The organism is Amorphus sp. MBR-141 (assembly GCF_053628695.1).
Map to the genome: position 1 here is coordinate 478,514 of NZ_JBRJGW010000002.1, position 24,867 is coordinate 503,380.

General features: G+C 68.2%; 26 protein-coding genes. 9 read left to right on the top strand and 17 right to left on the bottom strand.

From position 1 onward, the window contains the following. Positions 1-18: 18 nt before the first annotated feature. The 8 genes from ACSSVZ_RS04825 to ACSSVZ_RS04860 form a co-directional block, all read right to left on the bottom strand. Positions 19-663 (bottom strand): RNA-binding protein, encoded by a 645-nt coding sequence (locus ACSSVZ_RS04825; protein ID WP_453968621.1) that lies wholly within the window; start codon positions 661-663, stop codon positions 19-21. 49 nt (positions 664-712) lie between these two features. Beyond that, the gene (gene nusA, locus ACSSVZ_RS04830; RefSeq protein WP_453968623.1) at positions 713-2,332 is read right to left on the bottom strand and encodes a transcription termination factor NusA; all 1,620 of its coding nucleotides are present in this window, start codon (positions 2,330-2,332) and stop codon (positions 713-715) included. A gap of 71 nt (positions 2,333-2,403) precedes the next feature. After that, the gene (gene rimP, locus ACSSVZ_RS04835; RefSeq protein ID WP_453968624.1) at positions 2,404-3,006 is read right to left on the bottom strand and encodes a ribosome maturation factor RimP; all 603 of its coding nucleotides are present in this window, start codon (positions 3,004-3,006) and stop codon (positions 2,404-2,406) included. A 306-nt stretch (positions 3,007-3,312) separates the two neighbouring features. Further along, positions 3,313-4,074, bottom strand: coding sequence for an ABC transporter permease (locus ACSSVZ_RS04840; protein WP_453968625.1), 762 nt, complete (start codon positions 4,072-4,074; stop codon positions 3,313-3,315). Next, positions 4,071-4,997: an ABC transporter ATP-binding protein gene (locus ACSSVZ_RS04845; RefSeq protein WP_453968626.1), complete on the bottom strand. Its 927-nt coding sequence runs from the start codon at positions 4,995-4,997 to the stop codon at positions 4,071-4,073. The genes ACSSVZ_RS04840 and ACSSVZ_RS04845 overlap by 4 nt, the downstream gene beginning before the upstream one ends. A gap of 127 nt (positions 4,998-5,124) precedes the next feature. After that, positions 5,125-5,895: an SDR family NAD(P)-dependent oxidoreductase gene (locus tag ACSSVZ_RS04850; protein ID WP_453968628.1), complete on the bottom strand. Its 771-nt coding sequence runs from the start codon at positions 5,893-5,895 to the stop codon at positions 5,125-5,127. 350 nt (positions 5,896-6,245) lie between these two features. Further along, complete coding sequence (locus ACSSVZ_RS04855) at positions 6,246-6,803, bottom strand: HNH endonuclease (protein WP_453968629.1); 558 nt, start codon at positions 6,801-6,803, stop codon at positions 6,246-6,248. A gap of 118 nt (positions 6,804-6,921) precedes the next feature. Then, positions 6,922-7,575, bottom strand: a complete 654-nt coding sequence (locus tag ACSSVZ_RS04860) for an alpha/beta hydrolase (protein WP_453968630.1) — start codon at positions 7,573-7,575, stop codon at positions 6,922-6,924. Between the two features lie 205 nt (positions 7,576-7,780). Here ACSSVZ_RS04860 and ACSSVZ_RS04865 point away from each other — a divergent pair, with 205 nt between their 5' ends. After that, a complete protein-coding gene (locus ACSSVZ_RS04865; RefSeq protein WP_453968631.1) occupies positions 7,781-8,041 on the top strand; it encodes a GlsB/YeaQ/YmgE family stress response membrane protein in 261 nt (86 codons plus the stop codon). 86 nt (positions 8,042-8,127) lie between these two features. On the opposite strand, the gene ACSSVZ_RS04870 is transcribed toward ACSSVZ_RS04865, so the two are convergent. Further along, positions 8,128-8,769 carry a DNA-3-methyladenine glycosylase family protein gene (locus ACSSVZ_RS04870; protein ID WP_453968662.1) on the bottom strand — a complete coding sequence of 214 codons (642 nt, stop codon included), beginning with the start codon at positions 8,767-8,769 and terminating at the stop codon, positions 8,128-8,130. A 144-nt stretch (positions 8,770-8,913) separates the two neighbouring features. Between ACSSVZ_RS04870 and gluQRS the strand changes: the two genes are divergently transcribed. Then, positions 8,914-9,816, top strand: a complete 903-nt coding sequence (gene gluQRS / locus ACSSVZ_RS04875) for a tRNA glutamyl-Q(34) synthetase GluQRS (protein ID WP_453968663.1) — start codon at positions 8,914-8,916, stop codon at positions 9,814-9,816. Positions 9,817-9,838: 22 nt separating this feature from the next. Here gluQRS and ACSSVZ_RS04880 read toward each other — a convergent pair whose 3' ends face one another. The 4 genes from ACSSVZ_RS04880 to ACSSVZ_RS04895 all read right to left on the bottom strand — a co-directional run bounded on the left by ACSSVZ_RS04880 (position 9,839) and on the right by ACSSVZ_RS04895 (position 15,078). After that, entirely contained in the window at positions 9,839-10,660 is an 822-nt protein-coding gene (locus ACSSVZ_RS04880) for an exodeoxyribonuclease III (protein ID WP_453968632.1), read from the bottom strand. Next, complete coding sequence (locus tag ACSSVZ_RS04885) at positions 10,660-11,550, bottom strand: HpcH/HpaI aldolase/citrate lyase family protein (RefSeq protein ID WP_453968633.1); 891 nt, start codon at positions 11,548-11,550, stop codon at positions 10,660-10,662. The genes ACSSVZ_RS04880 and ACSSVZ_RS04885 overlap by 1 nt, the downstream gene beginning before the upstream one ends. A gap of 167 nt (positions 11,551-11,717) precedes the next feature. Next, a complete protein-coding gene (locus ACSSVZ_RS04890) occupies positions 11,718-13,061 on the bottom strand; it encodes a DUF2252 family protein (RefSeq protein WP_453968634.1) in 1,344 nt (447 codons plus the stop codon). 58 nt (positions 13,062-13,119) lie between these two features. Beyond that, entirely contained in the window at positions 13,120-15,078 is a 1,959-nt protein-coding gene (locus tag ACSSVZ_RS04895; RefSeq protein ID WP_453968635.1) for an acetoacetate--CoA ligase, read from the bottom strand. Between the two features lie 295 nt (positions 15,079-15,373). Between ACSSVZ_RS04895 and ACSSVZ_RS04900 the strand changes: the two genes are divergently transcribed. From ACSSVZ_RS04900 to ACSSVZ_RS04915, 4 genes are all read left to right on the top strand, one after another. Then, complete coding sequence (locus ACSSVZ_RS04900; RefSeq protein WP_453968636.1) at positions 15,374-16,024, top strand: RNA polymerase sigma factor; 651 nt, start codon at positions 15,374-15,376, stop codon at positions 16,022-16,024. A 61-nt stretch (positions 16,025-16,085) separates the two neighbouring features. After that, positions 16,086-16,535 carry a hypothetical protein gene (locus ACSSVZ_RS04905; RefSeq protein ID WP_453968637.1) on the top strand — a complete coding sequence of 150 codons (450 nt, stop codon included), beginning with the start codon at positions 16,086-16,088 and terminating at the stop codon, positions 16,533-16,535. After that, positions 16,532-17,011: a periplasmic heavy metal sensor gene (locus ACSSVZ_RS04910; RefSeq protein ID WP_453968638.1), complete on the top strand. Its 480-nt coding sequence runs from the start codon at positions 16,532-16,534 to the stop codon at positions 17,009-17,011. Before ACSSVZ_RS04905 ends, ACSSVZ_RS04910 begins: the two co-directional genes overlap by 4 nt. A 113-nt stretch (positions 17,012-17,124) precedes the next feature. Beyond that, complete coding sequence (locus ACSSVZ_RS04915; protein ID WP_453968639.1) at positions 17,125-17,409, top strand: DUF6460 domain-containing protein; 285 nt, start codon at positions 17,125-17,127, stop codon at positions 17,407-17,409. 382 nt (positions 17,410-17,791) lie between these two features. Here ACSSVZ_RS04915 and infC read toward each other — a convergent pair whose 3' ends face one another. Together infC and ACSSVZ_RS04925 are read right to left on the bottom strand one after the other, a co-directional pair. Next, positions 17,792-18,334, bottom strand: coding sequence for a translation initiation factor IF-3 (gene infC, locus ACSSVZ_RS04920; protein WP_453968664.1), 543 nt, complete (start codon positions 18,332-18,334; stop codon positions 17,792-17,794). 336 nt (positions 18,335-18,670) lie between these two features. Continuing rightward, positions 18,671-19,894, bottom strand: a complete 1,224-nt coding sequence (locus tag ACSSVZ_RS04925; protein ID WP_453968640.1) for a glycosyltransferase — start codon at positions 19,892-19,894, stop codon at positions 18,671-18,673. A gap of 62 nt (positions 19,895-19,956) precedes the next feature. Between ACSSVZ_RS04925 and ACSSVZ_RS04930 the strand changes: the two genes are divergently transcribed. Beyond that, the gene (locus ACSSVZ_RS04930; RefSeq protein WP_453968641.1) at positions 19,957-20,742 is read left to right on the top strand and encodes an alpha/beta hydrolase; all 786 of its coding nucleotides are present in this window, start codon (positions 19,957-19,959) and stop codon (positions 20,740-20,742) included. A gap of 60 nt (positions 20,743-20,802) precedes the next feature. Here ACSSVZ_RS04930 and ubiB read toward each other — a convergent pair whose 3' ends face one another. Both ubiB and ubiE read right to left on the bottom strand, forming a co-directional pair. Beyond that, positions 20,803-22,386, bottom strand: coding sequence for a 2-polyprenylphenol 6-hydroxylase (gene ubiB, locus ACSSVZ_RS04935; RefSeq protein WP_453968642.1), 1,584 nt, complete (start codon positions 22,384-22,386; stop codon positions 20,803-20,805). Between the two features lie 4 nt (positions 22,387-22,390). After that, the gene (ubiE, locus tag ACSSVZ_RS04940) at positions 22,391-23,173 is read right to left on the bottom strand and encodes a bifunctional demethylmenaquinone methyltransferase/2-methoxy-6-polyprenyl-1,4-benzoquinol methylase UbiE (RefSeq protein WP_453968644.1); all 783 of its coding nucleotides are present in this window, start codon (positions 23,171-23,173) and stop codon (positions 22,391-22,393) included. 128 nt (positions 23,174-23,301) lie between these two features. Here ubiE and mutM point away from each other — a divergent pair, with 128 nt between their 5' ends. Together mutM and ACSSVZ_RS04950 are read left to right on the top strand one after the other, a co-directional pair. Beyond that, positions 23,302-24,183 (top strand): bifunctional DNA-formamidopyrimidine glycosylase/DNA-(apurinic or apyrimidinic site) lyase, encoded by an 882-nt coding sequence (gene mutM / locus ACSSVZ_RS04945; protein WP_453968645.1) that lies wholly within the window; start codon positions 23,302-23,304, stop codon positions 24,181-24,183. Positions 24,184-24,226: 43 nt separating this feature from the next. Then, complete coding sequence (locus ACSSVZ_RS04950; RefSeq protein WP_453968646.1) at positions 24,227-24,775, top strand: hypothetical protein; 549 nt, start codon at positions 24,227-24,229, stop codon at positions 24,773-24,775. Positions 24,776-24,867 lie beyond the last annotated feature (92 nt).

The window sequence follows — 24,867 nt, forward strand, 5'->3', positions numbered from 1 at the left end:
CCCACCGCCCTGCGTCCGCTATAACTCAATACCTGTGCGCTCGAACAGGGGCGCTGTCGCGCCACGGCCCGTCCGGAAGCGTTCAAGTCGGTCTGCGCGCTCAAGGAATCCGGTGCTTGCCCGGCCCATTTTAAGGCACGCGTGTATCACATGACCGCGCCCCAATGCCAAACTCAATTGGGACGCGTCGAAACTCGCCACAAGCGGGATCGCGTCGGAAACTCCGAAGCGCCGCTTGACGGCCTGTCCAAGTTTGCGCCGTCCGTCCGCCGCCCCGTCACTCGCCTCGACCAGGCAGGCGAGCGCGTCGCGGGCAATGGAGGCCTCGACGGAGCCGAATCCGTCGATCGCCAGGCCCGCCTTGCGGGCCAGACTCAGAAACGACAGCGCACGCTCGCACAGGAGCGTCTCGATGCGGTCCGCCAACCCGGGCACGACCGTCACCTGCTCCTTGAACCCGCGCGAGAATAGACGCTTTCGCTCGGCTTCTTCAACCGCCGCGCGGGTGGCGGTGACCCACACCCCGCGCCCCGGCAGTTCGCGCTTGAGATCCGGGACCACCTTCCCGTCCGGATCGCAGACGAACCGAATCAGCTCGGCGGCAGGCGCCGTCGTCCGCGTGACCAGGCATTGCCGCACGGCGGGCTTGTCGTTGCGCGGCATGTCCGCCCCGTTCTCCGTTCCGCCTGATCGCGCCCGGCCGTCACCGGCCTCACGCCTCGAACTGATCCGAGGACGCGTCGGAGTCCGCGCCATCCTCTTCCGTCTCGGGCTGGGCGAGGTCCGCCTCGGTGATCCAGCCGATCTTCAGGCGCGCGGCGATGATCATCTGCTCGGCGTCGGCCCGGCTGACGTCGAACTCAGACAGCGCACCGGTATGGCGTTCGACTTCGCCCTGCTTGCGCTCGACCCAGCCGACCAGGTCGTCGGTTGCGCAGCCCGCCAGATCCTCGACCGTCTTCACGCCGTCCTTGCCGAGCGCGACCAGCATCGCCGTCGTCAGCCCGTCGATCTCGCGCAGGTCGTCCTCGACGCCCAGCGTCCGGCGCTCCTCGTCGAGCTGGCGCTCGCGCTCTTCCAGATGCTCGCGGGCACGGGCCTGGATTTCCTCGGCCGTCTCCTCGTCGAAGCCCTCGATGGAGGCGATCTCGTCGGACTCCACGTAGGCAACTTCCTCGATGGAGGTGAAGCCTTCGGAGGCAAGCAGCTGGCCCACGACCTCGTCGACGTTGAGGCCGTCGACGAACAGCACCGTGCGCTCCTGGAATTCCTTCTGCCGGCGCTCGGATTCCTCCTGCTCGGTCAGGATGTCGATGTCCCAGCCGGTCAGCTGCGAGGCCAGGCGGACGTTCTGTCCGCGCCGGCCGATCGCCAGCGACAGCTGCTCGTCGGGCACCACGACCTCGATCCGCTCCGCGTCCTCGTCGAGGACCACCTTGCTGACCTCGGCCGGCTGCAGCGCGTTGACGATGAACGTCGCCGCGTCGGGGTTCCACGGAATGATGTCGATCTTCTCGCCCTGCAGTTCCTGCACGACGGCCTGGACGCGGCTGCCGCGCATGCCGACGCAGGCGCCGACCGGATCGATCGACGAGTCGTTCGACACCACAGCGATCTTGGCGCGGCTGCCCGGATCGCGGGCGACCGACTTCACCTCGATGACGCCGTCGTAGATCTCGGGGACCTCCTGGCGGAACAGCTTCGACATGAACTGCGGGTGCGTGCGCGACAGGAAGATCTGCGGACCGCGCTGCTCGCGGCGCACGTCCATGATGTAGGCGCGGACGCGATCGCCGTTGCGGAACAGTTCGCGCGGGATCAGCTGGTCGCGCTTCACGATCGCCTCGCCGCGGCCGAGATCGACGATGACGTTGCCGTACTCGACGCGCTTCACGACGCCGTTCACGACTTCGCCGATGCGATCCTTGAACTCGTCGTACTGGTGGTCGCGCTCGGCCTCGCGGACCTTCTGCACGATCACCTGCTTGGCCGACTGGGCGGCGATCCGGCCGAAGTCGATCGGCGGCAGCGGCTCGGAGATGTAGTCGCCGAGCTGCGCCGCCGGATTGCGGTGCAGGGCCTCGTCCAGATCGATCTGGGTGGCGGTGTTCTCGACCTCCTCGACGACCTCGAGCAGCCGCTGCAGGCGGATGTCGCCGGTCTTCGGGTTGATCTCGGCCCGCACTTCGGTTTCCGAGCCGTAGCGCGAGCGCGCCGCCTTCTGGATCGCGTCTTCCATCGCCGCGATCACGATGGTGCGGTCGATCGACTTTTCGCGGGCGACCGCATCGGCGATCTGCAGAAGTTCCAGGCGGTTTGCACTAACGGCCATTGTCTTTTCTTCCTCCGGTCAGCCCTGTGTCGGGACCGAGCCATTCCATTCCTGTCCGGACCTGAGACGCCTCAGGCGTCGTCGTCTTCGGCAGCCTTGCGCGCCCGGCTGTCGGCCTTGAGGGCTTCTTCGATCAGCGCGTCGGTCAGCACCAGCCGCGCATCCGCGATGTCTTCCATCGGCAGCGCGACCTCCGCCTGTTCGGCCTTGGCCCCGTCGAGGCGCATCAGCATCGCGTCGTCCCGGGTTCCGAGCAGAATGCCGCGGAACCGCTTGCGGCCATCGACAAGGCGGGCCAGCTCGACCTTGGTGTCGTGCCCCATCCAGCGGTCGAAGTCCGACCTGCGGACCAGCGGCCGGTCGATCCCGGGCGAGGAGATTTCGAGGTGGTAGGCCTTTTCGATGGGATCATCGACGTCGAGCACCGGCGAGACCGCGCGGCTCACCGTCTCGCAGTCCTCGACCGTCATGGTACCGTCCGGCCGCTCCGCCATGATCTGCAGCGTGCAGCCGTTTTGGGCGGTAACCTTGACCCGCACCAGCCGGTAGCCGAGGTCCTCGATGACCGGCTCGACGATGGCCGCCACGCGGGCGTCGAGCCCCTGCTCGCGAACGACGCGCGGCTCCGGGGCTGCCGGTTCGATGTCCTTGTCGTGCTTTTCGACAGCGTTCACACGCAATCCATTCTGTTGTCGTCCGGGGTGTTCGCCTCGATCGGCGCCACGGATGCAGCGACCCACCGGCGCGGCCTGCGCAACTCACCAGCGCCGACGCGGCCTCTGCCGCTGCGATGGTCGACCGAACCGCCCTGGCACCTTCCGCAGCAACGGCCTCCAAGGCTTCGGACCGTGTAAGCAAAAAAGAGCGGGTGCCCGGGGGCCCCACTCTCAGTCCGCATCCGCGAGGATGCCGATAGAGATGTTCGGATCAGCCCCAAATATAGCGGATGCGACCTGAAACGCAAGGCAATCGACTCGGCCTCAGGGCCGCAGCCGCCAGCCCGTCTTGAAGATCAGCCAAATGACCGTGAGGCACGCGAACAGGAAGACCAGCGTCATCGCCAGCGAGATCGCGACGGGAACGTCCGAGGTGCCGTAGAACGACCACCGGAATCCGGACACCAGATACACGACCGGGTTGATGAGGGTGATCTTCTGCCAGATCGGCGGCAGCATCGAGATGGAATAGAACGTCCCGCCGAGGAAGGTGAGCGGCATGATGAACAGCAGCGGAATCAGCTGCAGCTTCTCGAAGCCGTCCGCCCAGATCCCGATGATGAAACCGAACAGGCTGAACGTGAGCGCCGTCAGGACCAGGAACGCCAGCATGATGAACGGATGCTCGATCCGGATCGGCACGAACAGCGCCGCCGTGCCCAGGATGATCAGCCCGAGGATTATCGACTTCGTCGCCGCCGCCCCGACGTAGCCGAGGAGGATCTCGACGTACGACACCGGCGCGGAGAGGATCTCGTAGATGGTCCCGGTGAACTTCGGGAAATAGATGCCGAAGGCGGCGTTGGAGACCGACTGGATCAGAAGGGTGAGCATGATCAGCCCGGGCACGATGAACGCGCCGTAGCTGATCCCGTCGACCTCCTGGATGCGCGAGCCGATCGCGCCGCCGAAGACGACGAAATAGAGCGATGTGGAGACCACCGGCGAAATGACGCTCTGAAGCACCGTTCGCGCCGTGCGGTTCATCTCGAAACGATAGATCGAGGCAGCCGCGCGCAGGTTCATCGCCGTTCCCTCACAAGATTGACGAAGATTTCTTCAAGCGAACTCTGCACCGTGTAGAGATCGCGGAATCGGATGTCGGTGTCCCTGAGGCCGTTCATCAGCGAGGTGATGCCCGTGCGCTCGCCCCGAGTGTCATAGGTGTAGACGAGCTCGCTGCCGTCGTCGGACAGCGCGAGATCGTACTCCGACAGCGCCGCAGGGATCTCTTTCAGCGGCTCCTGGAGAAGCAGCGTCAGCTGCTTGCTGCCGAGCTGCCGCATCAGGTTGGTCTTCTCCTCGACGAGGATCAGTTCGCCCTTGGAAATGACGCCGATCCGATCGGCCATTTCCTCCGCCTCTTCGAGATAGTGGGTGGTGAGGATGATGGTCACTCCGGCATCCCGGAGCCCCAGCACCACGTCCCACATGTCACGGCGCAGCTCGACGTCGACACCGGCGGTCGGTTCGTCGAGGAACAGGATCGCCGGCTCGTGCGCCAGCGCCTTGGCGATCATGACGCGGCGCTTCATCCCGCCCGACAGGGTGCGGATCTGGTTGTCGCGCTTGTCCCACAGCGACAGGTCTTTCAGCACGCGGTCGATGCGCGCGTCGTCGCGGGGCTTGCCGAACAGGCCGCGGGTGAACTTCACGGTGTCGCGGACGGATTCGAACGCGTCGGTGGTCAGTTCCTGCGGCACGAGGCCGATCATCGCGCGCGCGGCGCGAAAGTCGGTGACGATGTCGTGGCCGTCGACGGTGACGGAGCCGCCGCTCGCGTTGACGAGACCGCAGACGATCGAGATGAGCGTCGTCTTGCCGGCGCCGTTGGGACCGAGCAGCGCGAAGATCTCGCCCTTCTCGATCTCCAGATCGACCGACTTCAGTGCCTCGAAGCCGCTCTCGTAGACCTTCGAAAGCCCATTGATGGAAATCACGGGAGGCATGGCTGTCACTTCTGCCTTGGCGGGGGATGGAGGCGGACGGGGCGCGGCAAACCGGACGCTCGCCGGACGGCCCGGGATATTCAGGACTGCTCAGTACAGAATTACGATGGCGGTGGCCAGACCGTCGTCAGAGCGACGACACGAGATGCCCACCGTCGACCGGAATGATGGCGCCGGTCATGAAGCTGGAGGCATCGGTGGCGAGCAGCAGCAGGATGCCGTCGAGTTCCTCCAGATTGCCGATGCGGCGCATGGGAATGCGTTTCATCATCCCCTGCCCCGCGTCGCTCTCGAAGAACGCCGCATTGATATCGGTGGCGAAGTAGCCGGGCGCAATGGCGTTGACGCGGATCCCGTGGCGCGCCCACTCCAGCGCAAGCGCCTTTGTCATCTGGATGACGCTTGCCTTCGAGACGGCATAGGGCCCGACCCCGGTCGCCACCCGCTCCCCCAGCACCGACGCGATGTTGACCACGATTCCCGCCGACTTGGCATCGCGCCACCGCCGCGCGACGGCGACGGCCATCAGCCAGACGCCGCGCACGTTGACCGCCATGACGTTGTCGAAATCGGAAGCCGACTGATCGAGGGCCCAGCCCTCGGTGGCGATGCCGGCATTGTTGATCAGGACGTCGATGCCGCCGAACGCGCCGGTCACGGCGTCGCAGCAGGCCTCGATCGACCCCTCGATGGTCACGTCGAGCTCGACCGCGATCGCCTCGGCCGCTCCCGCTGCCACCAGCTCGGCGACAAGCCCGTCGAGGCGTTCCTTGCGCCGCGCGGCAACGGCGACCTTCGCGCCGGCGCGCGCCGCGACGACGGCAAAGTGGGCGCCCAGTCCGCTCGAGGCGCCCGTCACCAGCACACGGCGACCGGTAAGGCGGCTTGCGAGATCCATTCCCGTCTCCTTTGTCTGCTTCGGCGGGCCCCGCCAGGTCGGCGCGCGCGATGGCGCACCGGCGGGGGCGCACATGCCAGCCCCGCCCAACCGGGCCCACGCGCCTCCGACGGTTCGTCCCGGACCCCGAACTGATCGACCAGGACTGGCAACCTGAAGGAGGTCCGGAAGCGCACCCGGCGCAGCATCGCAGGCGCGCCATCATCCCTGCAGGGCAGGGCCGCTGCATGTCCCGCGGACCGTACATCCGACGGCCAGCACCCCGGAAGGATGTCCGACGCAGGCTCCCGCTTCGGGCAAACGGACCCACGATGTCATGCCGTGGCGAATCGTCCGCCCGGCCCCGGAGTTTAAGGCTCCAGCTCGGTATCCCAATAGAGAAAGTCGAGCCAGCTATCGTGGAGATAGTTCGGCGGGAAGAGCCGTCCGTTGTTGTGGAGGTCCTGAACGGTCGGCCGGTATGGCATCTGCCGGGGCCACATGTCGATGTCGCGGCACGACTTGTTGCCCTTGCGCAGATTGCAGCTGGAGCAGGCGGCGATGACGTTGTCCCACAGGGTCAGGCCGCCCCGGGACCGCGGGATCAGGTGATCGAAGGTGAGGTCTTCCCGGGTGCCGCAGTACTGGCACTCGAAGCGATCGCGCAGGAAGACGTTGAAGCGGGTGAAGGCGGGGTAGCGGGCGGGCTTGATGTAGGTCTTGAGCGACACGACGCTCGGGAGCTTCATTTCGAAGGACGGACTTCGCACCGTCGCTTCGTACTCCGAGACGATGTTCACCCTGTCGAGGAACACCGCCTTTATGGCATCCTGCCACGACCACAGCGACAGCGGATAGTAGCTCAGCGGCCGATAATCCGCATTGAGCACCAACGTAGGATGCGCATCGGGAGATACCGCAATGCTCACTCGATGTCCCTCGTCCCTCAGTTGATTCGCCAACTTCGGATGCGTGACTGAACTATGTATAGGCTCTATGTCACTGTTGTGAAATATGGTGCGTTGCTTCCCGTGCCCATAGGCCGCATCAGCGGGACAACACCTCACTCAGAAAATCGGCACCCAGCCGCAGCCCCGTCTCGTTGATTCCGTGGCCGAGACCCGGCTCGATGTGGGACCGTACGGGCACCTGCAGCCCCTCCAGGACGCGGGCAGCGTGCCGCGTCAGGTCCGCCGGCAGCACCTCGTCGGCCGCCCCGTGCACCAGCAGGACCGGACAGCGCTGGCGCAGATCCTGCTCGAGACGCTCGGGGCCGGCAAGGCTGCCCGAATAGCCGACGAGGCCGGCGAGCGGGCGGGCGCGCCGGAAGCCGACGTGCAGCGCCATCATGGTTCCCTGGCTGAAGCCCACCAGGACGAGGTCCTCCTCCGTCAGGCCGGTGCGCGAGAGCTCGGCGTCGATGAAGGCGTCCAGGACCGGGGCCGCGGCCGTCACCCCGCGCCAGTATTCGGACGGATCGCGCAGCGTCAGCGGAAACCACTGCCTGCCCATCGGCGCCATCTCGCACGGCTCGGGAGCGTTGGGCGCGACGAAGGCGACGGTCGGCAGGCGCGGCGCCCAGAGCTCGGCGAGACCGATCAGGTCGGCGCCATCGGCGCCGTAGCCGTGCAGAAGCACGACGAGACCCGAGGGGGCGTTGCCCGAGGCGGGGTCCAGTCGTGGGCCATCCAGGTCGAGCATGCGGGCGCGTCTCCGGTTTCTGCCTCGGCGGTTCCGGTCGATACCCTTTCACGGGTGCCCGTCGCGGGTCCAGTGAAGGCTTCAAACCTCACGGTCGGCGCCCTGCGTTGTTGTCATCGTGACGTGGACACGCTCTGATATGGCGTGGAACCAATTTCCAGCGTGTGTGTTTGCCGACCGTCCATAAAATCGGGGGTTCTCGACAATGCTCACCATCCTTTCCTGGATCATCCTTGGCCTCATCGCCGGTGCGCTCGCCAAGCTGATCATGCCGGGCAACGACCCGGGCGGTATCTTCGTCACCATCTTGATCGGGATCGCCGGCGCGTTCGTCGGCGGCTATGTCGGCAGCGCGCTCGGGGTCGGAACGGTGACCGGCGGCCTGTCGCTCGGCTCGATCCTCACCGCCATCGTCGGCGCAATCATCCTGCTGTTCGTGTACCGGCTGCTGCGCCGCGCGATGTAGGCGGGCACGCCACCGGACATCAGAATGCGAAGGGCACCGGGCACCGCCGGTGCCCTTTTTTCGTGCCGGCCGCACCGACAAAAGGATCAGACGGGCAGTACCTCTCGGCCGGCCTTGCGCGCGCCATAGTAGGCCCAGAACAGCCGTGCGGCGACGCCGCGCCACGGCGACCACACGGCGGCGATGTCGTGCAACTCCGGGATGGACGGCCGCGCCTCCAGCCCGAACGCATCCGCGACCGCGTTCTGCAGGGCGATGTCGCCGGCCGGGAAGATGTCGGGATGGCCCGCGCAGAACAGCAGGTAGACGTCAGCCGTCCACGGGCCGATGCCCTTCACCGTGCAGAGCATCGTGTGGGCCTCGTCCGCCGGCAGCGCCGCAATCCCGCCGAGATCGAGCCCTCCGCCGACCGCTTCGCAGATCGCCCGCAGCGCGCGCACCTTCGGGCGCGACAGGCCCATGGCTCGGAGCGCCTCGTCGTCGCGCGCCGACATCTGCTCGACAGTGATCTCGCCGAGGCCATCGGCCAGCCGGGCCCAGATGGCCGTGGCGCTGGCCACCGACAGCTGCTGCGACACGATGATCCGGACGAGGCCCTCGAAGCCCGGCTGGCGCAGCCGCAAGGGCAGGTCGCCGGCGAGGTCGCGCACCGGCACGAGCCTGGGGTCCAGGTCGACCAGCGCCTGCAGCCCCGCCGCGACGTCGGCGTCGGTCTCGATCGGCCGCAACCCTGCCGCCGGCAGGGGCGGTGCAGCCGCAGCGGTCCGCTTCACCGGACGCTTCGCCGGCGTCTTGCGTGATCGCGCGCTTGTCATGATCGCCCCATACCCGCTACCGCTCACGACACCCGCAAGCACCATGTGACCCGCGCGATGATCGCCTCGAGCCCCACGACCGCCCGCTTCGCGCCGAGCCCCAACGGCTATCTTCATCTGGGCCACGCGCTCAGCGCAATCCTCAATGCGGAGACGGCCGAGGCCTGCGGCGGCCGCTTCCTCATCCGCATCGACGATCTCGACACCAACCGCGCGCGGCCGGAATTCGAAGCCGCGATCTTCGAGGACATCGGCTGGCTGGGGCTCACGTTCGACCCGCCGGTCCGCCGCCAGTCCGACCATGTGGATGCCTACCTCGACGCCCTCGCCCGGCTCGACGGCATGGGCCTCGTCCGCCGTTCCTATGCCACCCGGAGGGAGATCGCCGACGCCGCCGCGACCGCAGAGACGGCGGGTGCGCCCTGGAGCCGCGACCCGGACGGCGGCTGGCACGTGCCGCCGGACGACGCGTTCCTGCCCGCCGCCGTCGTGCGCGAACGGATCGCCGCGGGCCGGCCGCCCATGCTCCGGCTGCGGATGGCCGACGCCCTTGGGCGGATCGATGGCCCGCTCAGCTTCGAGGAACGCGATGCCGGCCCCGCCGGGGAAACCGGCCGCGTCGTCGTGGACCCGTCCGGATGGGGCGACGTGGTGATCGGCCGCAGCGACGTGCCCGGCAGCTACCATCTGTCCGTCGTCGTCGACGATGCGGTGCAGGCCATCACCCACGTCATCCGGGGCCAGGATCTCTTCCACGCCACGTCGATCCACCGGTTGCTGCAGACGCTTCTCGGCCTGCCGGTTCCGGTCTACCGGCATCACCGGCTGGTCCTTGGCACGGACGGGCGGAAGCTCTCCAAGTCCGCCGGCGCGACCAGCCTGCGCGACCTCCGAGCCGAGGGACTTTCGCCGGCCGACGTGCGCCGCCGCATCGGCCTAGCCGCGACGCCGGCCGGCTGAGGACCGTGAGAGCGAAGCGGCTTCAGCCCGTGATGGTGACCAGCACCGGCACGTGGTCGGACGGCTTTTCCCAGCTGCGCGCCTCGGCGATCACCCGCACGTCGCTCACCCGGTCGGCGAGCGAGGGCGAGGCCCACATGTGGTCGAGCCGGCGCCCGCGGTTGGCGACCGTGTGATCGCGGTTGCGGTAGCTCCACCAAGTGAAGACCTTCTCGGGCGGCGGCATGTCGCGCCGGACCACGTCGATCCAGCGGCCGGCCATCAGCGCCGCATCCAGGCGCTCGGTCTCCTGGGGCGTATGGCTCACCACCTTCAGGAGCTGCTTATGGGACCACACGTCGTCGGGGTGCGGGGCCACGTTGAAGTCGCCGCCGACGAGGCTGGGCTCGGCCGACGACAGGATGCTCCACGGCGCGAACGCATCGAGATAGGCGAGCTTGGCGCGGAACTTCGGATTGATCTCCGGGTCCGGCTCGTCGCCGCCCGAGGGGATGTAGACGGAGTGGAGTGCCGCCGGCCTGCCGCCCACCTCGACGAGACCGGAGATGTGACGGCCTTCGTCGATGTCGGCGAGGTTTTCCCGCCCGACGCGCTCGATCGGACGGTTCGAGGCAATTGCCACGCCGTGATGCCCCTTGCGACCGTTCACCACGACATGGGGGAACCCGAGTTTTTCCAGCGCCGACCGGGGAAACTGGTCGTCCGGGCACCGCGTCTCCTGCAGCAGCAGCACGTCGGGCCGGTAGGCGGTGACGAACCTGTCGACCAGCCCGATGCGCGAGCGGATCGAGTTGATGTTCCAGGTGGCGACGACGAGCCTGTCGGTGGCTTCGCTGCCCACCATCAGGCGGCCCCGCGCAGCGCAATCGCATCGGCGAGCGCGACGGTCTTTTCGGCAATCTCGGCGTGCAGGCGCTCGACCATCCTGCCGTCCAGCGCGATGGCGCCGCGTCCGGCGTTTTCAGGCTTCTCGAAGGCCTCGATGATCTTGCGCGCCCAGGCAACCTCGGCAGCGCTCGGCGCGAACAGCCGGTTCGCCACCTCGATCTGCTTGGGGTGGATCAGCGTCTTGCCGTCCATCCCGAGGTCGCGGCCCTGCCGGCATTCCTCCGTCAGCCCGGACAGGTCGTCGATGTCGCCATAGACGCCGTCGAGAATCGACAGGCCGTTCGCCCGCGCGGCGGCGACGAAGGTCGCGATCCACGGCAGCATCGTCACCCGGCCAGGCACGATCTGCGCGCGGGTTTCCTTGGCGAGATCGTTGGTGCCGATCACCAGCGCGTCGAGGCGCCGGCCGGCGTCCTCCTCGACGGCCTCGGCGATCGAGCCGGCGTTGAGCACGGCCCGCGGCGTCTCCATCATCAGCCAGATCTTCAAATGTGCCGGGGCTCCAAGCCGCGACAGCACCCGCCCGATCGACATGACGTCGTCGACGGTCTCGGCCTTGGGAACCAGGATCGCATCCGCCCTGCTCGCCGCGATCGCCTCGAGATCCGTCATTCCCCAGGGAGAGGAGAGCGGGTTCATCCTGAGGACGATCTCGCGGTGGCCGTAGCCGCCCGCTTCGACCGCCGCCAGCACCTGGGCGCGTGCCGTGTCCTTCTGGTCCGGCGCCACCGCGTCCTCGAGATCGAAGATCAGGCAGTCGGCATCGAGCGTGCGCGCCTTCTCCAAAGCGCGGGCATTGGAGCCGGGCATGTAGAGAACGCTGCGGCGCGGGCGGATATCGGTCATGGGGACTCCCGGTCGGACGGCGGTGCCAGCGTGCGCGGAGGCCCCTGTCGGTGCCTTTGCGCCCTCTGGAACACCTGCGGGATCCCTCGATAGCAAACCGGGGCGCGGTTGCAACCCGTGTGAGCGGCGCGGCGTGCGCTTTGCGCGCGATCGCGCAAGAATGCGCGCTATCGCGCGCGCCGCACCATCGCCCAGTCGCCGACGACGCGCACCGCGTAGTCGGCCGCAACGTCGATCAGCCGGTGGATCGCGTCCTTCTGCAGCCGCTCGACCATGTGGCACTCGAAGCGCCGGGACCGCTTGTCCGACCGGCCGTGGGCGAGCGCCAGCGCCCGTCCGGATGCCTCCGCGTGGTCGACGAGATTGTCCTTCAGATCGCCGTCGGCGAGATCTTCCGCGTCGACGCCCACCTTCGAATGGTGCCGCGTACGGACCAGCCAGTTGCTGTCGTTCCAGTGGACGTGATCGAGAACCCGATCCGGGCGGCGCTGCATGAGGCGCTGGCAGTCGATGACGAGGCGCGCCGACGACATCCGGTTCGCCGGATCGATGTCGGAGAAATGCGGGAGAAAGGCCGGCGGCCGCTGCTCCTTCACCTCGACCAGATGGTAGAGTTCCAGGATCCGCCGCCAGTCCTGGCCGTCGCGGGAGACCGCATCGGGACCGACAAGAAGATAGTATCGGTCGGCGTGGCGGGCGCCGAGACCCGCTCCGAACCGCATCGCCGCGTCGCAGATCGCATCGTCCACATAGGGCCGGAACGCCTCCACCACCGAGCCCGCCCGCTGCCCCAGCAGCCGCTCGAGGCGGCCTGGCTGATGCGCGAGGCGCGGCACCGCCGCTTCGAGGTCGACGGCCTTGGCAAGCTTCGACTTGGTGGTGAAGTCGTCGCCGCGCACCGCCCGGGATTTCGCCTTCTTCTCGAAGGCATGCAGGAAATGCCCGGACGGGAAATTGCAGACCGCCTCGTCCCAGCAGTCGTCCGGCCTTTCGGCGATCGCCTTGCAGGTCTTGCGGTAGGCCTTGAAAAAGCGCTTCACGGCCTTGCGGGCCAGGGCAAAGCCCGGTGACTGCGCGACGCGGTCGTGCGGCCAGTCCACGTAGGCCCCGCCATCGTCGCAGCTGGCCCGGTCGGCGGCGAGAAACAGGCTCACCGCATAGCGCATCAGGTCCCATTCGGCATAGCCGACACCGGCATCGTCGAAATCGTTGGGACAGTAGACGACGTGATGCGGCGCGGCCCAGGCGCCGCCTTCGGTCAGGAAGCCGAAATTCTCAAGATGGCTGTCGCCCTGGATGCGGGTGATCGAGCGCGGCGACACGTCCAGATCGATGCGCCCCGAGGCGAGGTCGCGATAGAACAGGCTCGCGGTTCCACGGTAGAAGGCAAACGGCGAGACGCTCATGTCGGCGTGCTTGGGCAAGCCCTCGTCCGCCAACAGGTCGACCGCGTCGATCCGGTAGATCTCCTCGAGGATCTCCTCGAGCCGGGCGTTGCGTCCGGCATCCATCGTCGCCCCCTTTTCTCTCTCGCCGGGGCGAACCCCCGAACGTCCCCAGGGTTCCGGGTCAGTCGGCCAGCTGCGGCAGATCGCGATAGAAATCGAGCGCTTCCGGATTGGCCAGCGCTTCCTTGTTCTTCACGTCCCGGCCGTGGACGACGTCACGCACGGCAAGCTCGGTGATCTTGCCCGACTTGGTGCGCGGGATGTCGGCGACCGCCACGATCTTCGCAGGCACGTGGCGCGGGCTGGCGCCGCTGCGGATCTGGGTCTTGATCCGCTTCTCCAACGCCTCGTCCAGCGTTGCGCCCTCGGCCAGCCGGACGAACAGCACCACCCGCACGTCGTTGTCCCAGGTCTGGCCGATCGCCAGCGCCTCCAGCACGTCGGGGATCTGCTCGACCTGGGCGTAGATCTCCGCCGTGCCGATGCGCACGCCGCCGGGATTGAGCGTCGCGTCCGACCGGCCATGGATGATCAGCCCGCCGTGCGCCGTCCACTCGGCAAAGTCGCCATGGCACCAGACGTTGTCGAAGCGCTCGAAGTAGGCAGCGCGGTACTTGGCGCCGTCGGGATCGTTCCAGAACATCACCGGCATGGTGGGGAACGGCCTGGCGCAGACGAGTTCGCCCTTGCCTTCGCGGATCGGATGGCCGTCTTCCGACCACACCTGAACGTCGAGGCCGAGGCCCGGCCCCTGGATCTCACCCTTGTAGACCGGCTTGATCGGGATCCCGAGAACGAAGCAGGCGACGATGTCGGTGCCGCCGGAGATCGAGGCCAGGTGGATGTCGTGCTTGATCTTCTCGTAGACGAACGAGAAGCTCTCCGGCGCCAGCGGCGAGCCGGTCGAGGTCATCAGCCGGACGGTCGACAGGTCGTGGGACTCCATCGGCACCAGCCCCGACTTGGCGACCGCGTCGATGAACTTCGCGGACGTGCCGAACAGCGTCATCTTCTCCTGGTCGGCGTAGTCGAACAGGATCTCGCCGCTCGGATAGAACGGCGAGCCGTCGTAGAGCAGCAGCGTCGCCTCGGACGCCAGCGCCGACATCAGCCAGTTCCACATCATCCAGCCGCAGGTGCTGAAATAGAAGACGCGGTCGCCCGGCTTCACGTCCGAATGCAGCCGCTGCTCCTTCAGGTGCATCAGCAGGGTGCCACCGGCCGAATGCACGATGCACTTCGGCACGCCGGTCGTCCCCGACGAGAACAGGATGTAGAGCGGATGGTTGAACGGCAGCCGCTCGTAGGCCACAGGCCCGGCTTCGAAGCGCCCGACCACTTCGTCGAGCGGCGTGGCGCGTTCCAGGCTGCCGGCCACGTCCCCGGCCTGATCGAGGTAGGACACGATCCACAGCTGCTCGGCGCTCTGCATCTGGGCTTCGATGGCAGCGAGCTTGTCGGCAACGGCGATCTGCTTGCCGTTGTACCAGTAGCCGTCGCAGCTGACGAAGACCTTGGGTTCGATCTGGCCGAACCGATCGAGCACGCCGCGCTCGCCGAAATCCGGCGAACAGGACGAGAAGGTCGCACCCAGCGAGGCGGTGGCGAGCATCAGCGCCGTCGCTTCCGGCATGTTCGGCATCATCGCCGCCACCCGGTCGCCGACCCCGACGCCGGCAGCCGCAAGCGCCTGCTGCATCTTCGAGACGAGATCGTTGAGCTCGCGCCAGCTCATCCGGCGGCGCACCTTGTCCTCGCCCCAGAAGACGATCGCGTCGCCGTCGTCGTTCCGGCGGAGCAGGTTCTCGGCGTAGTTCAGGCGGGCGTCCGGAAAGAAGGAGGCGCCGGGCATCTTGTCGGCGTCGGCCAGAACGCGCTCGCCCTTGTCGCCGATGACGCCGCAGAAATCCCAGACCGCCGACCAGAATCCGCCGAGATCGTCCACCGACCAGGCGTGGAGGTCGTCGAACCCCTCGAAGCGCCGGCCTGCCCGCTCGCCGGCAAAGCCCATGAACGCCGTCATGGCGGCATCCGCCATCCGCTCCTTCGAAGGTGTCCACAGCGGTTGGTCTGCCGTCATGTGCGAGGATCCTCTCCAGGAGTTCAGGTCGATGCCGACATCGGCGGGGGCTGGGATACCACCCCGCCCCGGAGGCTCACAAGGTACGCCCTCCACCGAATTTCGAGAAGCGGCGTAGGACGCAGCGCCCGCGGACGTTCAGGTCGTCAGGTAGGACAGACACCGACGTCGAGCGAGACGATGCGGAACCATCGCGCGGATCGGCGACAGGTTCCCGGCGGGAGGCGAAATGCGCTATATCGCGACAGCCAGGACCGGTCGCCATGCCGCGGAGACGACCCGTTGAGAGGATCCCATGGCCGCTTCCATTGATGCGGTCGCCGGACCGCGGACACGAAAGATCGATCCGACGACCATCGTGGACACGAGCGCAACCGACGACGGGGACACCAGGCTTCTCGCGCTGATCGCGCGCGGGGACGAGCGGGCGTTTGCCGAGCTCGTGCAGCGCCATACGGGACGCATCCATGCGCTCGCCCGGCGGTTCACCGGCTCTTCCGCCGACGCCGACGATGTGGTGCAGGACACCTTCTGGTCGGTCTGGCGCAAGGCGGGAGGCTGGGACCCGCGCGGCGTGAAGGTGTCGACGTGGATCTACCGCATCGCCCTGAACCGCTGCATCGATCTCGACCGGCGCAAGAAGGTGCGGCGGCTGGTCGGCCTCGACACCGTCGACGATCCGGTCGAACCTGATCCCGGCGCCGAGCACGGAGCCGTGGTGCGTGGCGAACTCCAGGCGGTGGCGAAGGACATTCAGGCATTGCCTGCGCGCCAGCGCGCGGCAATCCTGCTCGCCGCGTCCGGCGAGATCTCCACCTCGGAGATTGCCGCGCGGCTCGGGATCAGCGACGGCGCCGCCGAACAGCTTCTGGTGCGGGCGCGTCGGACGCTGAGACAGAACAAGCTCGACCGCGAGGCCACGGGTGTGGCGGAAAGCGGCGCATGAGATACGATCGAACGGGTTGCGGGTCCGCGGACGGACAGCGGCGCTCGCGGAGGCGAAACGGATGAACAGGACCTTCACTCTGGCGGATCTGGAAGCGTTGCTCGACCGGTACGGGTCGGATGCGCATGCCTGGCCGCGCGGGACGGCCGAGAGCGTCGGCGCGCTGGTTGCGCGCGACGACAAGGCCCGCCGCCTGCTCGCCGCCAGCCGCAGCCTCGACGCCGACCTCCGGATCCTCACCACGCCGTCGCCGGTCCACTCCGCCACCGTCGGGCGGATCCTCGAGGGTGTGCGCGAGCGGCGCGCTCCCCAGGCCGCCATCCGCCTCTTCACGCCGGTGCGGATGGCGGCATTCGCCTTCGCCGCCGTCGGCTGCATCGCCCTCGGCGCCACGCTCGGCCTGGTGATCGACCAGCAGCCGGGGCAGTCCTATTCCCAGGGCGAGGACGTGGCCGTGCTGGTGCTCGGCGTCGACCAGGATGACGGCTTCTCGACGGGAGACAGCCTATGACGCTGCGCGGTGGCTGGGCGATCGGCGTGCTCGTTGCGCTGGCGGTGTCGCTCGCGGTCAACTTTACCCTCGGCGGGTTCGTGTCGGCACGGATGTTCCTGCCGCATCCGCCCCCGCGCGGCGGGTTCTCCACCTTCATGACGGCGGCGGACCGCGCGTTCCCCGGCGAGATGCGCGAGGCGCTGCGCGACGATCTCTTCAACAATCCGTCCGTGAAGTCCCACTTCGAGGCGCTTCGCGCGGCCCGCAAGAAGATGTTCGAGGTGATGCGGGCGGAGCCGTTCGATCCCGAGGCCCTGAAGAGCGTGCTCGACGAGATCCAGGCGAACACCACCGCCCTCCAGCAGGCCGGACACGCGGCGCTCGAGAGGATCGTCGCCGAGACCCCGCCGGACGTGCGCGCGCGCATCGGCCTGCGCCGGCATGACCGCGATGACGGCCCTCCCGACGATGGTCCGCCCCCGCCGCCGGAATGATCGCAGCCCGGCCGGCGGCTTCACACCTTGAAGACGCGGACCGCCTCACCTTGATATAGAGGCGGACACGGCGCACCCGGCGCTGCCTGCCCAGACCGAGGAACCTGCCTGCGATGACCGACCAACGCTCTCCCATGCGCCGCTTTCTCGGCGGCTCGCCGGGCCAGGTGCTGATCAAGCTCGTGGTAATCTCGTTCGTCGTCGGCCTGGCGTTCGCCGCCGTCGGCTTCACGCCCGGCGACATCGTCTTCTATCTGACCGACTGGATCCGGCACCTGCCGACGATCGGCTGGGACGTGGTCGTCGAGATCGGCCAGTATCTGCTGCTCGGCGGGATGATCGTGGTGCCGATCTGGCTCATCGTCCGCGTGCTGGAAACGGTCCGCTCGCGGGGGTAGCCGAGACTCGGTTCCGGCCGCGCGGCCTCACCGGAGGCGGATCCGCGGGGGCGCCTGGACCCTCGAGTTTCGGCGTCGGGCGCTGCTGTGGCGCACCTCTCCCACAGCGAGGCCGAACGACCGGACCGTCCCTCCGTCGCGAAATTCCGACGCGTGAATTCGAATGGATTGAAAAGGCGGCGCGACCTAGATCGGTGATCGACGATCGGGGGCAAGCCGGCACGCGGCACAGCCAGTGCCCGGCCCCAGGCGGCCGTTGGCGCGGGGAAGCGCAGGGCGCGGGCCACGATGCCGCCCCTTGGGGCTCAAGGGGCGGAGGATGGCGGGGCGCGTCCACGCCCCTTCCCCCGTCCCTCGCATGCGCTGGAGAACGGTGCGGCGATCAGCGGCCGGCCGGAGCCAGCACCATCACCATCTGCCGGCCCTCGAGGCGCGGCTCGGATTCCACCTTGGCGAAGTCCTCGGTCTCCGACTTGACCTTGCGAAGCAGGTCCATGCCGATTTCCTGATGCGCCATCTCGCGCCCCCGGAACCGCAGCGTCACCTTGACCTTGTCGCCTTCGTCGAAGAAACGCTTCATCGCCCGCATTTTCACGTCATAGTCGTGCGTGTCGATGTTCGGACGCATCTTGATCTCTTTGACCTCGACCGTCTTCTGCTTCTTGCGCGCTTCGGCGGCCTTTTTCTGGCTCTGGTACTTGAACTTGCCGAAATCGAGAATCTTGCAGACGGGCGGATCGGCGTTCGGAGAGACCTCTACGAGATCAAGCCCGGATTCCTCGGCGATGGCCAAGGCTTCGTCTGTCTCGACGACGCCCCGGTTGTTGCCTTCGGCGTCGACAAGCTGAACCCGCGGAACACGGATCTCGGAATTGATGCGCGGCCCTTCTTTGGTGGGCGGCGGAGCACGGTGCGGACGGCGAATGGTACGTTTCTCCTAGTCTGTTCAGGGACAGGTCGCGGTTCGCGGCAAAGCAATGAATCGGGTCGAGGCAAATAACGCCGGTAGCCCCGCACGCAAAGCGCCGGGGCCCCTGGACTCGATCCGTCAGGACGCCACGAAAGCGGCCAGCCCAGAAGATCGGGGCTTTGGCCCGGGAAGTCAACGCCGGATTGCGCGGCCATCCGCGCGAAACCCCGCAGGAGCCGTCCGGAACACGTCGATCGGCGGACACATCCGATCGCTGAGACATGGCCGCAGACGGCTTGCCTCGAACAGTTCCGTCTCGTCCGGTTTCGATCCGGCCCGAACGGCACATGCTCAGGCACGGCGCTCCAGCAGGCCGCGATAGACGGCCATCGTCCGATCCGTCATCGCCTCCAGCGAGAACGCCGACCGGACATGCGCCCGCGCGCGATCGGCAAGCGCGGCCCGCGCATCGCCGTCCAGAACGAGGGCATCGGCAAGGGCGCGGGCCAGCGCGGCGGCATCGCCCGGCGGCACCTTCCAGCCGGTCCGGTCCGCCTCGGCCACCTCCGGCGGCGTCGCCACGGTTTCGCCGACCGCCCCGAGGTCGGACACGATCACCGGCCGTCCGGCGGCCTGGGCTTCCACGGCTGCGCGCCCGAAGGCCTCCGGTTCGATCGAGGCCACCACCACGACGTCCGCCGCCGCCATGGCCGCCGGCACGTCGCCGCAGTGACCGGGCAGGATCACCCGCCCCTCCAGCCCCAGCTCGCGGATGCGCGCGCGGAGCGATGCCACATAGGCCTCGCGACCCTGGGCGTCGCCGGCCAGCACGGCCACGCAGTCCGGCCGGCCGGTCAGCTGCGCCAGCGCCTCGATCACCACTCCCTGCCCCTTCCAGCCGGTCAGGCGGGCAAGCTGCAGGATCACCGGCGCCCCCTCGCCCACCCCCCACTGGCGGCGCAGCGCCACTGCCCGGTCCGGGATGTGCGGGTCCTCGAAGGCCGCAAGGTCGGTACCGCGGTGAATGGTGACGATGCGGCCTTCCGCGAAGGGGTGCCGGGCCCGGATCAGGTCGGCGGTGAAGCCGGAGTTGGCGATGACGACGTCGCCGCGCGCCATGACGGAATTGTAGGCGCCCTTCAGCCAGGATTTCTGGTTGTAGGCGCCGTGATAGGTGGTGACGAACGGTCGCCCCGTCCGCCGCGCCGCCCACAGCGCCGACCAGGCCGGCGCGCGCGAGCGGGCATGAATGATATCGACCCCCTGCTCGCGCACCATCGCCGCAATCGCCGAGGCGTTGCGGCGGAGCCGGATCGGGTTCTTGCTCCGGGCGGGAAAATCGACATGCTCCGCGCCGGTCGCCTTCAGCTCGTCGACAAGCTGGCCGCCCTCCGACAGGACGATCGCCCGCCAGCCCTCGTCGACGAGGCGGGCCGCCACGTCCACGGCCGTGCGCTCGGCACCGCCCGTGTGGAGTTCGGGAACGATCTGCAGGACGGTCGGTCTGGGCACGGATGTTGGCTCGGAGATGAGGGATGGCGTCCGGCTCGACGGCGGGCCCGGGGAAGTTGGCATCGCGGGCCGGAGATCGCTATGCCAGGAGACAGCGACGATAGCACCGGAGCGAAGACAGGCAAATGAGCGACACCGCACCGCACTTTCTTACCGTCGGGACCGATGCCGACGCCCGCCGCATCGCGGTGCGCGACCGGCCCGGCGACAGCCCCGGACTGCTGTGGCTCGGCGGCTTCATGTCGGACATGCAGGGCACCAAGGCGGTGGCGCTGGACGACTGGGGCGCCGGCAGCGGCCGGCGGGTGACGCGCTTCGACTATTCCGGCCACGGCGAATCGGAAGGCCGGTTCATCGACGGCACCATCTCGCGCTGGCTCGACGAGACCGAAGCCGTGTTCGACGCCTTCTGTCCCGGACCGACGATCCTCGTCGGCTCGTCGATGGGCGGCTGGATCGCGCTGCTGCTGGCGCGCCGGCTTCAGGCAGCCGGCAAGGCGGAGCGGCTCGCCGGGATGGTGCTGATCGCCCCGGCGGCCGACTTCACCGAGCGGCTGATGTGGGCCGCCTTCGCCCAGGACGTGAAGGACACGATCGAGCGCGACGGCGTCTGGATGCGCCCATCGCCCTACGGCGAGGACCCGTTTCCCATCACCCGCTCGCTGATCGAGGATGGGCGGAGCAACCTGCTCTACGACACCGGGCCCATCGAGACGGCCTGCCCCGTGCACATCCTGCAGGGCGTCCAGGACACCGACGTGCCGTGGACCCACGTCACCGACCTCGTCTCCCGGCTCGCCCGCGACGACGTGGTGCTGACCCTGGTCAAGGACGGCGACCACCGCCTGTCCCGTCCCCAGGACATCGACCGTCTGCTGGCGACGGTGGAAGGGCTCTCGGCGGAGGATTAGAGCGGGCTGAGGAAAGCCGAGACCCGGTTTTCCGCCCGCATCCCGCTCCGGACCAAAGAGCTAGAACGCCACCGACACCGCGATGACGGCCAGCGAGATGGCGCCCAGCCAGAGGGCGGCCTGGCGCGAGCGGGTGCGGCGCGCCTGCGCCTCGGCGATGGCATCGACGGTCTCGGCGGCGAGGATCAGCCCGGTTTCCGCCATGCCGGTCAGGCCGTGGCTGGTGCGGCTCATCTTCTCGACGAAATCCGGAAACTCGGTCATGAAGCGCGACAGCGCGCTGAGCCCCTGGCCGGCCTCCTGGATGAAGTGCGCCGGGCCGATGTGCTCCTCCATCCAGCGGCGCATGACCGGTTCGGCCACGTGCCAGATGTCGAGCCGCGGATCGAGGGTGCGGGCGACCCCCTCCACCACCACCATCGTCTTCTGCAGCATGATCAGCCGCGGCTGGGTGGTCATCGCGAACAGCTCGGTGACCTCGAACAGCTGGGTCAAGAGCCGCGCCATGGAGATGTCCTGGGCGGTCTGGTCGCGGATCGGTTCGCCGATCGCCCGGAGCGCCTGGGCGAACACGTCCGGGTCCTGGTCGGCCGGCACATAGCCCGCCTCGAAGTGCACGTCGGCGACCATCTTGTAGTCGCGCCGGATGAACCCGTAGAGAATCCGTGCCAGGAACGAGCGCTCGTCCTTGTTCAGGCGGCCGGTGATGCCGAAGTCGACGGCCACCAGCGTCCCGTCCTCTTCGACGAACAGATTGCCCGGGTGCATGTCGGCGTGGAAGAAGCCGTCGCGCACCGCGTGCCGCAGGAACGACTGCAGCACGGTCTCGGCAAGCAGCACCATGTCGAGCCCCGCCTCGCGCACGAGCTCCATCTTCGACAGCTTGATGCCGTCGATCCACTCCATGGTGAGGATGCTCTTGGTGGTGCGCGACCAGTCGACCGAGGGCACCCGGAAGCCCGGGTCCTCGGCGCAGTTCTCCGCCATTTCCGACAGCGCCGCCGCCTCCAGGCGCAGGTCCATCTCCAGGTGCACCGAGCGGGCAAGCGTGTCGACGATGGCGATCGGCCGCAACCGGCGGGCCTGGGGGGCGAAGCGCTCCACCACCCGGGCGGCGAGGTAGAAGCTCTCGAGATCCCGGGCGAACCGGCCGGCAACGCCGGGGCGCAGCACCTTGACCGCCACGTCGCGCACGCCGCCATCGACATCGCGCACCGTGGCGCGATGGACCTGCGCGATCGAGGCGGCGGCGACCGACGGGCCGAACTCGATGAAGGCCTCGTCGAGCGACCGGCCCAGCCCTTCCGCGACGGCCGCGCGCGCGGCCTCGTCGGAGATCGCCGGAACCTCGTCCTGCAGCTTGGCGAGTTCCGCGGCCGCGTCGGCACCCACCACATCGGCCCGGGTGGCGAGGAACTGGCCGAGCTTGACGTAGGACGGGCCGAGCCGGTTGAGCGCCTGGGTCAGCCGCGCTGCCGCATCGGTGCGCTTGACGCCGCGGCGCTCGGCAAGCCGCGCCACGCTGATCGCGAAACGCGCCGACGGCGGCAGGTCCGGCAGCGCGACCAGGCCGAACACGCCTTCGCGCGCGAGGACGAAGCCGGCATGAACGAGGCGCAGGAAGGGCGCGACCTGAAGCGGCATCCCCTCAGACCTTGAAGGCGGAGTGGATGGTGGCGATGCCGCCCGAGAACGGCCGGAACGACACGCGCTCGAAGCCGGCGTCCTCGATCTCCACGGCGAACCGCTCGGCGATCGGGAAGGTGCGGATCGATTCCACCAGATACTGGTACGGCTGGTCGTCGCCGGTCACGGCGCGTCCCATCCGGGGAATCACCTGGAACGAATAGGTGTCGTAGACGCGCTTGAGAATCGGCAGGTCCACCGGCGCGAACTCCAGGCACATGAAGCGGCCGCCGCGCTTCAGCACGCGGTAGGCCTCGGCCAGCGCCGCGGCGCGGTCCGGCACGTTCCGGATCCCGAAAGCGATGGTGTAGGCGTCGTGGGTGCGGTCGGCGAACGGGATCGCCTCGGCATTGGCCTGCACGAAGCGGGTGCGCGTGTCGGCGCCGCGCTTGCGGGCGCGCTCTGCGCCGACGCCCAGCATGGCGGCGTTGATGTCGGCCACCGTCACGCTCACGGCAGGACCGCCCCGGTCGAGGATGCGGAACGCCACGTCGCCGGTCCCGCCGGCCACGTCGAGCACCTTGTAGGCGGCCCGGGCGCCCTTCGGCGGGGCGAGCCAGCTGACCATCGCGTCCTTCCACAGCCGGTGCAGGCCACCGGACATGAGGTCGTTCATGATGTCGTAGCGCTGGGCGACCCTGTGGAACACGTCGTCCACCAGCCCCTGCTTCTCGCGGGCCTGCACCTGGCGGAAGCCGAACGGGAGGTCTCCGTCCTTCCGTGCGCGCATGTCGGTATCGCTCATCGATGTCAGACCTTTCCTGCGGGACGATAGCCGTCTGCATGCGTGGCGGCTATGGTGACGTCCATGGACGGCTCGACCGCGCGACAGCACGGCCGATCCGGCACCCTCCGCCAGCGACAGTCTTTGTGATGCCCGAGCTTCCAGAAGTCGAGACCGTCAAGCGCGGCCTTGAGCCCCACCTCGTCGATCGCACCATCCTGTCGGTCGAGCAGCGCCGTCCCAACCTGCGCTTTCCGTTCCCCGAGAATTTCGCGGATCGGCTGGCCAGCCGGCGCGTGACACATCTTGGCAGGCGCGCCAAGTATCTGCTCACCCACCTCGACGACGGCACGGTCCTGCTGATGCACCTCGGCATGTCCGGCTCGTTCCGCATGGAGCACGGCGCGGCTGCCGACACCCCCGGCGCGTTCCACCATCCCCGCAGCAAGAATCCCGTCCACGACCACGTCGTCTTCCATCTCGATAGCGGCACCCGCGTCGTCTACAACGACCCCCGTCGCTTCGGCTACATGTCGCTGATCGCCGGCGACGCCTTCGACGCCCACCCGCTCATCTGCGGCCTCGGCATCGAGCCGGTCGGCAACGCGCTCAACGGCCCCTTCCTGGCGGAGCGATTCGCCGGACGGGCCGCGCCGCTGAAGGCGGCCCTCCTCGACCAGGGCGTCATCGCCGGCCTCGGCAACATCTATGTCTGCGAGGCGCTGTGGCGCGCCCGCCTGTCGCCGCGCCGGGCCGCCGGCTCCATCGTCCGCCGCGACGGCCGGCCGACCGAGCGCACCGAACGCCTCGCCCATGCCATCACGGCGGTGATTGCCGACGCCATCGCCGCGGGCGGCTCGTCGCTGCGCGACTATGTGCAGGCCGACGGCTCGCTGGGCTATTTCCAGCACACCTTCGCCGTCTACGATCGCGAGCACGCGCCCTGTCCGCGCGCGGACTGCCGGGGCACCATCGCGCGCATCGTCCAGAGCGGCCGCTCGACCTTCTACTGCCCGGAGTGCCAGCGATAGACGTCCGGCTGGCCGACCGACTTCCGAAACACGAGGAGATATCATGGACACCGCCAGTCGAACCGATGCCCGACCGAGCGCTTTTCGGGCGCTGCCGATCCTCGCCATGACGGCGCTCCTGGGTGCCGGAGGAATTGCCCACGCCCAGTCCTCGATCACCGCGAAACCGCTCCCGGAGGACACGTGCACCGACCTCGCCAAGACGGCGAGCGACAAAACGGGCGTCCACGTCGATACCGTCGTCGGCGATGCCGGGCCGTACATGTATTCCAACATTGACGGAACGGCCTGCCTGTTCTCCGGAACCGCCACGGGGGTCGCGGAGAACCTGGAGACTATTGCCGACATCGGCGACGGGTTGGAGGGATGGAGACGCGACTCCGCCTACGATGCGGACGGCCCCGGCTCCACGAGCGTAACCTACCGCCGGGGCGACACAGACTGGTTCAGCCTGGAGGTCAGCGCCGAACCGCCGGCCGGAGAGTGCGACAACGTCATGATCTCCGAATGCAAGGTGCCCATGAAGGAATGGGAGTGGACCATCTCCGGGATGGCGTTCTCGTTGCCGGCCTCGGCCCGGCCGCAGTTCTAGAGCGTTTCATGTTTTGACGGAAGCGTATCCAGCGTTGGTGAGATAGTTCTGGCATTCGTCGGGTTCGATGGTCTGGACGAGCTGCCCGAGGT

Bases quoted from the DNA above. Each gene is read 5' to 3' on its own strand.
- ACSSVZ_RS04825 (WP_453968621.1), bottom strand. From the start codon at position 663: ATGCCGCGCAACGACAAGCCCGCCGTGCGGCAATGCCTGGTCACGCGG.
- nusA (WP_453968623.1), bottom strand. From the start codon at position 2,332: ATGGCCGTTAGTGCAAACCGCCTGGAACTTCTGCAGATCGCCGATGCG.
- ACSSVZ_RS04840 (WP_453968625.1), bottom strand. From the start codon at position 4,074: ATGAACCTGCGCGCGGCTGCCTCGATCTATCGTTTCGAGATGAACCGC.
- ACSSVZ_RS04845 (WP_453968626.1), bottom strand. From the start codon at position 4,997: ATGCCTCCCGTGATTTCCATCAATGGGCTTTCGAAGGTCTACGAGAGC.
- ACSSVZ_RS04850 (WP_453968628.1), bottom strand. From the start codon at position 5,895: ATGGATCTCGCAAGCCGCCTTACCGGTCGCCGTGTGCTGGTGACGGGC.
- ACSSVZ_RS04860 (WP_453968630.1), bottom strand. From the start codon at position 7,575: ATGCTCGACCTGGATGGCCCACGACTGGACCCCGCCTCGGGCAACGCC.
- ACSSVZ_RS04865 (WP_453968631.1), top strand. From the start codon at position 7,781: ATGCTCACCATCCTTTCCTGGATCATCCTTGGCCTCATCGCCGGTGCG.
- gluQRS (WP_453968663.1), top strand. From the start codon at position 8,914: ATGATCGCCTCGAGCCCCACGACCGCCCGCTTCGCGCCGAGCCCCAAC.
- ACSSVZ_RS04880 (WP_453968632.1), bottom strand. From the start codon at position 10,660: ATGGTGGGCAGCGAAGCCACCGACAGGCTCGTCGTCGCCACCTGGAAC.
- ACSSVZ_RS04885 (WP_453968633.1), bottom strand. From the start codon at position 11,550: ATGACCGATATCCGCCCGCGCCGCAGCGTTCTCTACATGCCCGGCTCC.
- ACSSVZ_RS04890 (WP_453968634.1), bottom strand. From the start codon at position 13,061: ATGGATGCCGGACGCAACGCCCGGCTCGAGGAGATCCTCGAGGAGATC.
- ACSSVZ_RS04895 (WP_453968635.1), bottom strand. From the start codon at position 15,078: ATGACGGCAGACCAACCGCTGTGGACACCTTCGAAGGAGCGGATGGCG.
- ACSSVZ_RS04900 (WP_453968636.1), top strand. From the start codon at position 15,374: ATGGCCGCTTCCATTGATGCGGTCGCCGGACCGCGGACACGAAAGATC.
- ACSSVZ_RS04905 (WP_453968637.1), top strand. From the start codon at position 16,086: ATGAACAGGACCTTCACTCTGGCGGATCTGGAAGCGTTGCTCGACCGG.
- ACSSVZ_RS04910 (WP_453968638.1), top strand. From the start codon at position 16,532: ATGACGCTGCGCGGTGGCTGGGCGATCGGCGTGCTCGTTGCGCTGGCG.
- ACSSVZ_RS04915 (WP_453968639.1), top strand. From the start codon at position 17,125: ATGACCGACCAACGCTCTCCCATGCGCCGCTTTCTCGGCGGCTCGCCG.
- ACSSVZ_RS04925 (WP_453968640.1), bottom strand. From the start codon at position 19,894: ATGCCAACTTCCCCGGGCCCGCCGTCGAGCCGGACGCCATCCCTCATC.
- ACSSVZ_RS04930 (WP_453968641.1), top strand. From the start codon at position 19,957: ATGAGCGACACCGCACCGCACTTTCTTACCGTCGGGACCGATGCCGAC.
- ubiB (WP_453968642.1), bottom strand. From the start codon at position 22,386: ATGCCGCTTCAGGTCGCGCCCTTCCTGCGCCTCGTTCATGCCGGCTTC.
- ubiE (WP_453968644.1), bottom strand. From the start codon at position 23,173: ATGAGCGATACCGACATGCGCGCACGGAAGGACGGAGACCTCCCGTTC.
- mutM (WP_453968645.1), top strand. From the start codon at position 23,302: ATGCCCGAGCTTCCAGAAGTCGAGACCGTCAAGCGCGGCCTTGAGCCC.
- ACSSVZ_RS04950 (WP_453968646.1), top strand. From the start codon at position 24,227: ATGGACACCGCCAGTCGAACCGATGCCCGACCGAGCGCTTTTCGGGCG.